The following is an 11,864-nucleotide window of genomic DNA, read 5'->3' as shown; positions in this document are numbered from 1 at the left end:
TAACTAAACGTTCTGCACACGGATGAACGGGCAGAATCATTTTTTATGGTAATGACACACATTATTTATAGAAGACGTTATAGGTTTCGTGAATAAAACCATTCAAAAGAGATCGTCAGACGCCTATTCGGTGTTTCTGACAGGGCATGATAAAGTGTATGTTTACCGTCCTTTGAATCGAGATCGCCTATGGATAAGACCACTTCGCAAGAGATGTTAGCGCAGGCTGAAAAGCTCTGTGCCCAGCGCAATGTGCGCCTGACTCCCCAGCGTCTGGAAGTTTTGCGACTGCTGAGCCTGCAACAGGGCGCAATCAGCGCATATGATCTGCTCGATTTGTTGCGCGAAAGCGAGCCGCAGGCCAAGCCGCCAACCGTTTACCGTGCGCTGGATTTTCTGCTGGAGCAGGGTTTTGTCCATAAAGTCGAGTCGACCAACAGCTATGTGCTGTGCCATCTGTTCGACCAGCCGACACACACGTCCGCCATGTTTATTTGCGACCGTTGTGGCTCGGTAAAAGAAGAGCAAGCTGAAGGGGTGGAAGATATTATGCATGCGCTGGCAGCAAAGCGCGGCTTTGCTCTGCGTCATAATGTCATTGAAGCCCACGGCTTATGCGCCGCCTGTGTAGAAGTGGAATCATGCCGCCAGCACGACCATTGCGAGCACGATCATACTATTCAGATAAAGAAAAAGGTCAGATAAAGAAAAAGGCGCGTTAGAGGTTATTACAGCAGGATAATGTATCGCGCAGAGAGATTAGCGCGGGTCTTGAGGGTGGTACATCCTTGTACCTTCGGGTAGAAATACACACATTGAGGGGGAGCGCTGATTACCAGCGGTAATCGTTCCGTGTTTCCCAGTCCCCAACTTCTTTCTCCGCCTGGTCTTTTGCGTAACCGTAACGCTCCTGGATTTTACCTACCAGCTGGTCACGTTTACCTTCGATAACGGTCATATCGTCATCGGTGAGTTTGCCCCATTTCTCTTTAACTTTACCTTTGAACTGTTTCCAGTTACCGCCGACTTCGTCTTGATTCATCGTTGACTCCTTATCGTTCGGTTAAGAAATTACGTTCTGTTTGCTGAACGTACAGATAAGTGTAGTTAAGGATTTTGCCTTTCGGTTTATATTCGGAATATATAACCATAGAAGGGAACGAAGTCAGGGGAAAGCGAGGCGTGAAACCCACCATAACGAGGCCAGATAAGGTGGATTGGCTATCAGGAAGGGTTAGTTAGCGCCTGCAAACCAGCTGCCTCTGCGCCAGTGACGCCGCCACAGCCAGGCCAGCGTTAGCCCACGCAGCGCGAGAAAAACCGCCAGAGCGAGCCATAGCCCGTGATTGCCGAGCGCAGGAAGCGTGAATAATGTCAGCGCAAAGCCAGCGGCAGCAACCGCCATGCTGTTGCGCATCTCTGCTCCCCGCGTCGCGCCGACAAACATACCGTCCAGCAGATAACACCACACGCCCACCAGCGGCAGGATAACTTGCCAGATCAAATAGTGGTCGGCCAGCAGCTGCAGCTCCGGCAGCGAGGTAAGCAGCGCAATAATACGCTTGCCTGCCAGCGCATAAACAGCGGAAAAGGCCAGCGCCACAAGCAGGGACTGACGACATGCCGCCCGCCAGACCTGCATAAGTTCGCTGCCATCCCGTGCGCCATAAGCCCGCCCGGAATGGGCTTCGACAGCATAAGCAAAACCGTCCAGCGCGTAGGCGGTGAACGTCAGGAACATCATCAGCACGGCGTTTGCAGCAACCGTATCCGCCCCCAGCCGCGCGCCAAACACGGTGATGGACGCGAAGCAGAGTTGCAGGAGCAGCGAGCGCAGCATGATGTCGCGGTTTAGCGCCAGCAAACGCCGGACTCCACCGCGCCATGCGTTTTTCAGCATAGCTACTGGGATCTTACGTAGGGACAACACGCGCCATACCATCAGCAAACCGATAGCAAAAGTGACATACTCGGCGATGGCGGTAGCAAGCGCCGCGCCCTGCACATTCATATGCAGCCCCATGACCAGCCAGACATCCAGCACAATATTGAGCACATTGCCCACCACCAGCAAAATGACCGGCGCACGCGCATACTGCACGCCCAGCAACCAGCCGAGCAGGACAAGGTTGCCCAGCGATGCCGGTGCGCTTAGCCAGCGGATATTCAGAAAGCGCCGCGCCTGCTCCAGCACAGCGTCGCTGCCGCCGGTAATATGCAGCGCCAGATCGATAAGCGGCGCGCGCAGCAGCACAATCAGTACGCCAGCGCCCAGCGCCAGCAGTAAGGGCTGCACCAGCGCACGTAAAAGCGCCGGTGCGTTATTAGCGCCGAATGCCTGCGCCGTCAGACCGGTTGTGCTCATGCGCAGGAACAGCAGCAACATAAACAGAAAGCTGGTTGCCGTTGCGCCAATGGCAACACCGCCGAGGTACACGGCGCTGTCGAGATGGCCGATCACCGCCGTATCCACCAGACCCAGTAGCGGTACGGTGATATTGGAGAAGATCATTGGCAGGGCAAGCCGCCACAGGGCTTTATCGGATGCGGTTAAAAACGCCATGGCATCACAATCAGGTCAGGGAATACGTTTTACGCTGCGGAACCTGAAACGGTGCCGCAGCAGAGAAGAGAGGCGTTACAGCCATTCGCCATTGCGGATGACGCCAACGGCCAGCCCTTCAATGGTAAAGTTTTGATCGCGCAAGTCGACGACAATCGGGGAAAACTCGGTGTTTTCCGGCAACAGTTCGATAGTGTTACCCTGCTTTTTCAGTCGCTTAACGGTGACTTCATCTTCGATGCGCGCCACGACCACCTGGCCATTACGTACATCCTGAGTTTTATGCACCGCCAGCAAATCGCCGTCCATAATACCGATGTCTTTCATCGACATACCGCTAACGCGCAAAAGGAAATCTGCGTGCGGTTTAAACAGCGCCGGATCGACCTGGTAGTGCCCTTCGATGTGCTGCTGCGCCAGCAACGGCTCACCCGCCGCAACGCGGCCAATCAGCGGCAGCCCGGCGACTTCTTCTTCCACCAGCAGGCGAAGCCCGCGTGATGCGCCGGATACAATTTCGATAACCCCTTTACGCGCAAGCGCTTTGAGGTGTTCTTCAGCCGCATTTGGGGAACGGAACCCCAATTGCTGCGCGATCTCCGCACGCGTCGGTGGCATACCTGTCTGGGAGATGCGATCGCGGATAAGATCGAACACCTCTTGCTGCCTGGCCGTTAATGCTTTCATTCCGCCCCCTGGGTGTATATACAGTTATGCTGTGAGTATATACAGTTAAAGGTGATTTTGGAATCAAATTTAAGTAAAAAACCAGGGCGTTATCTCATTCTGGAAGCATTATCGGAAATGTGACCACAAAAGCGTGACCCAGGTGAATAACGCGAGCAGGATAGACATCAGCACCGCTGCCGAACCCATATCTTTCGCGCGGCCAGAAAGTTCATGGTATTCAGCGCCAATGCGGTCGACCACCGCTTCGACGGCGCTGTTGAGAATTTCTACAATCATTACCAGCGACACGGAGCCAATCAGCAGCACGCGCGTAATAGCGTCGACATCCAGAAAGGCCGCGATAATAATGGCCAGAACGACCGCTACGCCTTCCTGGCGGAATGCCGCTTCATTGATCCACGCGGCACGGATGCCCTTCCAGGAATAACCTGCCGCTTTGATAATCCTTGTTAATCCGGTGGTATTATTGGCCATACACGAACCTTTTTTATGTAAATATGCGTCAATGTCTATGTTAGCGTGCTGAGGTACAACAGAAATCATGTGCGCTTTCTGATATTCTTGCCGCGCAATGGCACTATTAACCAGAGGCTTTACATCCTTTATGTCCGGCTGGCCACGAATTTACTACAAATTACTTAATTTACCATTAAGCGTGTTGGTAAAAAGTAAGTCGATACCTGCAGAACCTGCACAGGAACTTGGTCTCGATACATCACGCCCTATTATGTACGTACTGCCTTATAACTCTAAGGCAGACCTGCTGACATTGCGCGCGCAATGTCTGGCTCACAGTCTTCCCGATCCGCTGGAACCGCTGGAGATAGACGGCGCTTTGCTGCCGCGTTTCGTGTTTATCCACGGCGGCCCGCGCGTATTCACCTATTACACGCCGAAAGAAGAGTCCATCAAACTGTTTCACGACTACCTGGATTTACACCGTAGCCATCCGGATCTGGATGTGCAGATGGTGCCGGTATCGGTGATGTTTGGTCGATCGCCCGGGCGCGAGAAAGGCGAAGTCAATCCGCCGTTGCGTATGCTCAACGGTATTCAGAAATTCTTTGCCGTCTCCTGGCTTGGCCGCGACAGCTTTGTGCGTTTCTCACCGCCGGTGTCGCTGCGCCGCATGGCAACCGAGCACGGGACGGATAAAATCATCGCGCAGAAACTGGCTCGCGTGGCGCGTATGCATTTCGCCCGCCAGCGTCTGGCTGCCGTTGGCCCGCGCCTGCCGGCCCGTCAGGATCTCTTTAATAAGCTGCTCTCTTCCAAAGCAATCGCCCGCGCGGTGGAAGACGAAGCGCGCAGTAAGAAAATCTCCCATGACAAGGCACAGCAAAACGCAATTGCGTTGATGGAAGAGATTGCGGCCAACTTCTCCTATGAGATGATCCGCCTGACTGACCGTATCCTCGGCTTTACCTGGAACCGGCTCTATCAGGGCATCAATGTGCATAACGCTGAGCGTGTGCGCCAGCTGGCTCATGACGGGCATGAAATTGTGTATGTGCCCTGCCATCGCAGCCATATGGACTACCTGCTGCTCTCTTATGTGCTCTATCACCAGGGGCTGGTGCCGCCGCATATTGCTGCCGGTATCAACCTGAACTTCTGGCCCGCCGGGCCGATTTTCCGCCGCCTCGGCGCGTTCTTTATTCGCCGTACTTTTAAAGGCAACAAACTCTACTCCACGGTGTTCCGCGAGTACCTGGGCGAGCTATTTAGCCGTGGTTATTCGGTAGAGTACTTTGTCGAAGGCGGTCGCTCGCGCACCGGGCGTTTGCTGGACCCGAAAACCGGCACGTTGTCGATGACGATTCAGGCGATGCTGCGCGGCGGTACGCGCCCGATCACGCTGGTGCCTATTTACATCGGCTACGAGCACGTGATGGAGGTGGGGACGTACGCGAAAGAGCTGCGCGGTGCAACGAAAGAGAAAGAGAGCTTCTTGCAGATGGTGCGCGGCCTGAGCAAGTTACGTAACCTCGGCCAGGGGTATGTTAACTTTGGCGAGCCGATCCCGCTGGTTAACTACCTGAACCACCATGTACCGGAGTGGCGCGAATCCATCGATCCGATTGAAGCCATTCGCCCGGCGTGGCTGACGCCGACGGTGAATAATATCGCCGCGGATTTGATGGTGCGTATCAATAACGCCGGTGCGGCCAATGCGATGAACCTGTGCTGCACGGCGCTGCTGGCTTCCCGCCAGCGTTCACTGACTCGCGAGCAGTTGACGGAACAACTGGAGTGCTATCTCTCATTGTTGCGCAATGTACCTTATTCGCCTGATTCAACGGCTCCGGCGGTCAGCGCCAGCGCGCTTATCGACCACGCGCTGCAAATGAATAAGTTTGAAGTCGAGCAGGATACTATCGGCGAAATCATTATTCTGCCGCGCGAGCAGGCGGTACTGATGACGTACTATCGCAACAATATCGCCCATATGCTGGTGCTACCGTCGCTGATGGCGGCGATCATCACTCAGCATCGCGCTATCTCACGAAGCGAAATGCTGCGCCACGTTGAGCTGCTCTACCCGATGCTGAAAGCGGAGCTGTTCCTGCGTTGGGATAAAGCAGAGTTGGCTGAAGTGCTGGAAAACCTCAGTCAGGAGATGCTGCGCCAGGGGCTTATCACGCTGAAAGACGATCAGCTGTGCATTAACCCGGCCCGCTCGCGCACGCTGCAACTGCTGGCGGCAGGCGCGCGTGAAACGCTGCAACGCTACGCCATCACCTTCTGGCTGCTGAGCGCAAACCCGTCGATGAACCGCAGCACGCTGGAGAAAGAGAGCCGCACGCTGGCGCAGCGCCTGTCGGTGCTGCACGGCATCAACGCGCCGGAGTTTTTCGATAAGGCGGTATTCAGTACGCTGGTGTTAACGCTGCGTGATGAAGGCTATATCAGCGACAGCGGCGATGCCGAACCGTCGCAGACCCTGGCGGTTTACCAGCTGCTGGCGGAGTTGATTACCTCCGATGTGCGTTTGACGATTGAGAGCGCTACGCAGGTGGACGCGTAAAGAATCAGCCTCTCCCGCAAGGGAGAGGCTGTATTACAAAGCTCAATGCAGGTAGCTCACCGCCAGGCCTAAAAACAGCGCCAGTCCCACATAATTATTATTCAAAAACGCTTTAAAACAGGCGCCGCGCTCGCGGCCAGCAATCAGCGTTTGTTGATAGGCAAACAGCGCACCAGCAATCAGCACCGCTGCGTAATATCCCGAGCCTAACTCATTCAGCCAGCCGATAGCGGCCATCAGCACCAGCACCGCAACCTGCAAAATACCGATGATCAGCTTGTCATGGCGACCAAAGAGGATCGCCGTCGATTTGATGCCAATCTTCACATCATCATCGCGATCCACCATGGCATATTGCGTATCATAAGCCACCGCCCACAAAATATTGGCCAGGAACATAATCCAGCAGCTCAGCGGCACAGACTCGCTGACGGCGGCAAAAGCCATCGGGATAGACCAGCCGAACGCCGCCCCCAGCACGACCTGCGGCAGATGGGTGTAGCGCTTCATAAACGGATAGATCCAGGCCAGCGCCAGCGCCGCGACCGAGAGCAGAATGGTCATCGTATTAAGGGTCAGCACCAGCGCGAAGGCGACGAGCACCAGTACCACAAACAGCGCGCGCGCTTCGTTTTCCGTGACTGCGCCGCTCGGCAGCGGTCGATTCGCCGTGCGTTTCACATGTCCGTCGAATTTACGGTCGGCATAATCATTTACCACACAACCCGCTGCACGCATCAGCCAGACACCGGCAACAAACACCAGCAAAATCCACAGCGGCGGTACGCCGGGCGTGGCAACCCATAGCGCCCATAACGTTGGCCATAACAGCAGCAACGCACCGATTGGTTTGTCCGTACGCATAAGCCGGTGATAAGCCAGCAGCTTATTCTGCGTGAGACTCCACTCCATTTTATCTTCCTCTTAGTACAACGGCGACGCGGGTAAAAACAGTTCTGTCAGCATAAGCGGCTTTCCCCCCAAACGCAGGCGGGAGCGGCGCCCCCAAAGCTGCTCATAACGACCAATATCAATAAAATCTCGCGTAAGTGTAGAAGAGGTAAAGAGGTAACGCCCGAGCGGCGTTTTCCCCAGTTTTTGCAGCGCCATCTCCGGGCCGCTCAGGGTTGACTCCGGCACCACGGTGCGCCCGGCAAGCCAGGGCTCATCATCAGCACAAAGAATGATTTCCCGCAGCCAGTAGCGCGGCTCCTCGGGCAATAACGCGCGCTCTGGCGTGATAAATTCAGCCGTCACAAACCCTTCCTGAATAAGCTTAACGGTGACCTTTTTGCCTTGTTGCTCAAAGCGTTTGGTCATTGAATCTTCCAGCAACAGCCAGTCGAGTAGCTGCGGTTCCAGCGCGGGGATTGCGTCAAAATAGCGCAGCGCACGTAACTGCGTAAGCGCAGGGTGTGACATGCCTAACCTCCGGTACATAACGTAGCATTATTGTATCGCAGAACCGGCGGGCAAGTGCGGGGAAGTTTGCAACAGCGCAACAGAGATGTAACAGGGTAAATTATTGAGGTAAAAAGGGTGCGCCGACTGGCGCACCAGTTGTTGCAAAATCAGCATTGTGGGGAGACTGTCACCCCTTGCCTTTTACACTGCTGATAAACGTGGAGCGCGCGGTTTTTGAACCGAGACGCTCTGCTTCATCCAGTAATCTCAAAGCCTTATCTACATCGCCTTTGGCAACGGCTTGTTTGATGGCCTGGTTAAAATAGCTTTCCGTATCGTTGAGCATCGGCTCGCTTTTCGCGGCGGGTGCAGGAGCCGGGGCTGGCGTAGTCGTTGCTGCGACAGGCGCGGCGGTATTACCCACCACTACCGGCCCTGCGCCGGAAGAGCCAAACAGCGGGCCGACCAGCACGCTGGAGCTGGTGCTGGTTTTCACTTTCAGGTTGACTACGCCATCGATAACGTGGCGCGCGATCGGGTCAGGAATAGACGGTACGGCATTGCCGACACCTTTGGCGTAAGCTTTTGCCGGATCAAGCAGCGTGGTGGTGTTTTGCAAATCTTTGTCGGTGGTAAAGACCAGCACGTAAAGTTTTTGCTGGCCCAGCGCGGGCGTCAGACGCATCACGCCTTCCAGTCTGTCTGCCGACAGAACGCCGGGTTCCTGGTAGGTAAAGTATTCGCTGGGGAAGAAAGCAGATGGCGTCATGTTCTCATCAAGAATAAGCACATTCGGCGCAAATACACCGCTTTTTTTGTTGACATCGCTGGAGAGCGTCAGGGACAGCTCGCCTACATTGGCCGGCACGCTAAAAGCAGCGACAGGGCCTGCAATGCCCGGCACATTCACGCGTTGCCCGGCGGTCGCCAGGGAAACAGTTTGCGTTTTTGAGGTGTTTACCGGTGTCCAGCTTAACTGCTGCAAGGCATCGCGCGGAATGCTCGGCGCGGCGCTGGTATTTTGTGGAACGATATTAACATCCGCAAACGTGATACCCGGTACGCTGGCGAGCAGGCCCGCCGTCATGCACAGGGCGATGAGCGTTTTTTTCATTTTCATAGTTATCACCTTTGTTATGCGAAGCAGCGTTAGCCAGGCAATAGCGCGCTGTTCAAGGGTCGAGGGGCTTGCGCCCCTCTTTTTTGGTCACTACGCGGTAAAAATTGATTACCACCAGATTTCCATCTGGGCGCCGAAGGTCCATTCGTCGCTATCGCCACGGCCGAACTTCTCGCCGCCGGTACCATTGCGGGTTGCCAGCGAGTAGTCAACGTTGGTGCTGGGATTACCGTTGTAGTTGTAGCCCCATTTTTCATCCCATTTGGCATAGGTGGCGAACACACGAATAGCCGGGCGAGACCAGATGCTGTCGCCAGCCTGCCATTGCTGAGCAAGGGTGATTTTGTACTGATTGTTGGTGTCGTTAGTGCGCTGGGATTTCACGTTGTCATAGCCCACTTCCAACAGGGTGCTCATGATCGGTGTCCATTTGAACATCGGGCGCACACCAACAGTCCACCAGCGGGTACCGTTGTTGTTATCCCAGTCGATATCCTGATACATACCGACGTACATCAGATCCCAGCGCTCGCCCAGCGAGATAGCACCGTGGTCGAGGATACGCAGCAGGTGGCCGTTATTGTTGGCGTTATAAGCAGCAATGTTGCGAGCAACATTAGAATCAATACCGACACCAGAGCCCTGGGACAAGCCTTTACCCTGGGAAGTCAGCGCATCGGTCGCATACTGCACAACGAATTTGTTATAACCTCCGAGCATGCTCTGAACGTGCTCGGCAGTGAACATCCAGCCATCTTTGGATTTGGTGTCATTAAACAAATACTGGCCATCACGCTCGTTAGCGCGGCCATAGTCCACGCCTAATTCAAGCTTACCGTCTGGGTTAGTGTTTAATTCAGCTAAGCGCACATCGAAAACATCGTTGGCGGTTTTTTCGGTGTAATCATAGATGGAGTTGCTGGCGAAAGTCGCAGAACCACCGGCTTCTGTAGAGCGTGTCGCCGCAATAGATAGCTTACCAAAGCCCAGGTCTACGTTTTCCAGACCGGCACCAGGACCAGAAATATCCCAGTAGTAGAAGTCAATCATATGCACGTCATGACGCTGGTAGAAGCGCTTACCGGCCCACATAGTCGAACCTGGCAGCGCGTCAATCAGGTTTTTACCCTGCACGTTGGCTTCACGAAACGCCGGGTCGGTTGCTTCCCAGTCATTTTGTTGTGCTACGGAGTACGCCACGTTAGTGTCGAAGTAGAAGCTTTTATCGCCCTCTTTCCACACTTCCTGACCCAGTTTTAATTCTGCATAGGTTTCGCATTCGTTACCCAAGCGGTATTTTGCGCCCGCACCGGTGGCCTGGAAGCATTGCTGCTCGCCGCCGCTGCCGGTCCAGCCGATGCCGGAACGTGCGTAACCTTTGAAATCAACGGCACCTGCCTGAGCAGACATAACGCCCGCTGCGATGGCGATAGCCAGTGGAAGTTTGCGCAGAGTAATCATCGTTCTATCTCCTGAGATCATTGCTTTTCTTTTTACACGCCACCTTTTGCGCCGTGTCCTCGTTGGCTGCGTTTCACTTGCCGCCGTGCCACCGCACGAAGAGAGCTGTGTAAGTTTGTGGAATGCTTAAACGCCCGGCTCTTTATGTAACCGGCGGCAGGCGGAGCCATCTTCACGGAACAGATGGCAGCGCTCCGGCGGTAAACCGATAGCGAATGTGGCACCCTCTTCTACCAGCACTACGTCAGTCTGGCGGTACACCAGGTTTTGACGTATTGCGGGGATCTGGATATGGATTTGTGTTTCATGACCAAGCTGTTCTACGACCTGAACTTCGCCTTCCAGCGTGACATCCGCGATATCACACGGCAGCAGGTGCTCCGGGCGGATGCCCAAAGACATATTGGCGCCCACCTGCACCTTAGTACTCTCCACCGGCAGCCAGACGCGCTGGCGGTTCGGTAGCTCAACCTGTACCTGGTCAATGGCGGTCGCCGTCACTTTTACCGGCAGGAAATTCATCTTCGGCGAGCCGATAAAACCGGCGACAAAGCGATCCGCCGGGTAGTGATAGAGTTCGAGTGGTTTGCCGATTTGCGACACGCGCCCGGCGTTAAGCACCACGATTTTGTCGGCCAGCGTCATCGCTTCCACCTGATCGTGGGTGACGTAAATCATCGTGCGGCCCAGGCGCTTGTGCAGACGGGAGATCTCAATGCGCATCTGTACACGCAGCGCGGCATCCAGGTTGGAGAGCGGTTCATCAAGCAGGAAAACGCGCGGCTCAGCCACCAGCGTTCGGCCAATCGCCACACGCTGACGTTGCCCGCCGGACAGCGCCTTCGGTTTGCGATCCAGCAAATGCGCCAGCTGCAACACCTCTGCCACCTGCCTGACGCGAGACTGAATGGTCTCTTTTTTCGCGCCCGCCAGTTTCAGACCGAAGGACATATTCTCCGCCACCGACAGGTGCGGATAGAGGGCGTACGACTGAAACACCATGCCAACGCCACGGTCGGCCGGGGGAATATCATTCATGCGCGTGTCGCCAATCAACAGCTCGCCGCTGGTGATGTCCTCCAGTCCGGCAATCATGCGCAGCAGCGTCGATTTACCGCAGCCTGATGGACCCACGAACACCACGAATTCACCCTCGTGAATGTCGAGATTGATGTCTTTTGACACCACTACGTCGCCCCAAGCTTTCGTTACATTACGCAGCTGTACGCTCGCCATGCCCTTCTCCCTTCGTTACAACCGGTCACCAACAGAAACATTCAATGTGGGTCGACTATGCGGCATCTATTACAGGGGCGAATCCTCCACCCCCCTGGTTTTTTATGGGGGAGGAGGCGGGAGGATGAGAAGGACGCGTCTGCCCCATTGCGGGGCGCTCTGCGGGCATTTTCGTGACAGGCTTTGCAAAACACAGCGCGATTTTATGTGCGCTGACACACATAACATCAAATTATGTAACACAGGTCACACAAATCATCCCAGGGGCGTAGGGGTAAGGATGATGAGAAGCGCTTGCCAAATGGAGAGACTAATCCGGACAAACCACGCTGAGCGTATCCACGAGCACATCACCTAAAGGA

General features: G+C 55.0%; 11 protein-coding genes. 2 read left to right on the top strand and 9 right to left on the bottom strand.

The features are described from left to right. The first annotated feature begins 189 nt into the window (after nucleotides 1-189). Nucleotides 190-705: a zinc uptake transcriptional repressor Zur gene (zur, locus tag ACTU3N_RS19050; RefSeq protein WP_443087698.1), complete on the top strand. Its 516-nt coding sequence runs from the start codon at nucleotides 190-192 to the stop codon at nucleotides 703-705. Nucleotides 706-832: 127 nt separating this feature from the next. On the opposite strand, the gene ACTU3N_RS19045 is transcribed toward zur, so the two are convergent. The 4 genes from ACTU3N_RS19045 to ACTU3N_RS19030 all read right to left on the bottom strand — a co-directional run bounded on the left by ACTU3N_RS19045 (nucleotide 833) and on the right by ACTU3N_RS19030 (nucleotide 3,727). Then, nucleotides 833-1,042: a CsbD family protein gene (locus tag ACTU3N_RS19045; RefSeq protein WP_443087697.1), complete on the bottom strand. Its 210-nt coding sequence runs from the start codon at nucleotides 1,040-1,042 to the stop codon at nucleotides 833-835. A gap of 192 nt (nucleotides 1,043-1,234) precedes the next feature. Beyond that, complete coding sequence (dinF, locus tag ACTU3N_RS19040) at nucleotides 1,235-2,563, bottom strand: MATE family efflux transporter DinF (protein WP_443087696.1); 1,329 nt, start codon at nucleotides 2,561-2,563, stop codon at nucleotides 1,235-1,237. A 75-nt stretch (nucleotides 2,564-2,638) separates the two neighbouring features. Continuing rightward, nucleotides 2,639-3,250, bottom strand: coding sequence for a transcriptional repressor LexA (gene lexA / locus ACTU3N_RS19035; protein ID WP_443087695.1), 612 nt, complete (start codon nucleotides 3,248-3,250; stop codon nucleotides 2,639-2,641). A gap of 108 nt (nucleotides 3,251-3,358) precedes the next feature. Then, nucleotides 3,359-3,727, bottom strand: a complete 369-nt coding sequence (locus tag ACTU3N_RS19030) for a diacylglycerol kinase (RefSeq protein WP_443087693.1) — start codon at nucleotides 3,725-3,727, stop codon at nucleotides 3,359-3,361. A 97-nt stretch (nucleotides 3,728-3,824) separates the two neighbouring features. Here ACTU3N_RS19030 and plsB point away from each other — a divergent pair, with 97 nt between their 5' ends. Continuing rightward, nucleotides 3,825-6,281, top strand: coding sequence for a glycerol-3-phosphate 1-O-acyltransferase PlsB (plsB, locus tag ACTU3N_RS19025; protein ID WP_443087692.1), 2,457 nt, complete (start codon nucleotides 3,825-3,827; stop codon nucleotides 6,279-6,281). 42 nt (nucleotides 6,282-6,323) lie between these two features. Here the strand turns inward: plsB and ubiA are convergent, their stop codons facing one another. The 5 genes from ubiA to malK all read right to left on the bottom strand — a co-directional run bounded on the left by ubiA (nucleotide 6,324) and on the right by malK (nucleotide 11,502). Further along, a complete protein-coding gene (gene ubiA / locus ACTU3N_RS19020) occupies nucleotides 6,324-7,193 on the bottom strand; it encodes a 4-hydroxybenzoate octaprenyltransferase (protein WP_443087691.1) in 870 nt (289 codons plus the stop codon). 12 nt (nucleotides 7,194-7,205) lie between these two features. Further along, a complete protein-coding gene (ubiC, locus tag ACTU3N_RS19015; RefSeq protein ID WP_443087690.1) occupies nucleotides 7,206-7,703 on the bottom strand; it encodes a chorismate lyase in 498 nt (165 codons plus the stop codon). A gap of 169 nt (nucleotides 7,704-7,872) precedes the next feature. Continuing rightward, the gene (gene malM, locus ACTU3N_RS19010; RefSeq protein ID WP_443087689.1) at nucleotides 7,873-8,805 is read right to left on the bottom strand and encodes a maltose operon protein MalM; all 933 of its coding nucleotides are present in this window, start codon (nucleotides 8,803-8,805) and stop codon (nucleotides 7,873-7,875) included. Nucleotides 8,806-8,913: 108 nt separating this feature from the next. Beyond that, the gene (locus tag ACTU3N_RS19005) at nucleotides 8,914-10,266 is read right to left on the bottom strand and encodes a maltoporin (protein ID WP_443087688.1); all 1,353 of its coding nucleotides are present in this window, start codon (nucleotides 10,264-10,266) and stop codon (nucleotides 8,914-8,916) included. Between the two features lie 126 nt (nucleotides 10,267-10,392). After that, a complete protein-coding gene (gene malK, locus ACTU3N_RS19000; protein ID WP_443087687.1) occupies nucleotides 10,393-11,502 on the bottom strand; it encodes a maltose/maltodextrin ABC transporter ATP-binding protein MalK in 1,110 nt (369 codons plus the stop codon). Nucleotides 11,503-11,864 lie beyond the last annotated feature (362 nt).

This window comes from Vagococcus sp. WN89Y (assembly GCF_052220145.1).
Classification (GTDB): Bacteria; Pseudomonadota; Gammaproteobacteria; order Enterobacterales; family Enterobacteriaceae; genus Kosakonia.
The sequence above is the reverse complement of the archived record's forward strand: the minus strand, read 5'-3'. Positions and strand labels throughout refer to the sequence as shown.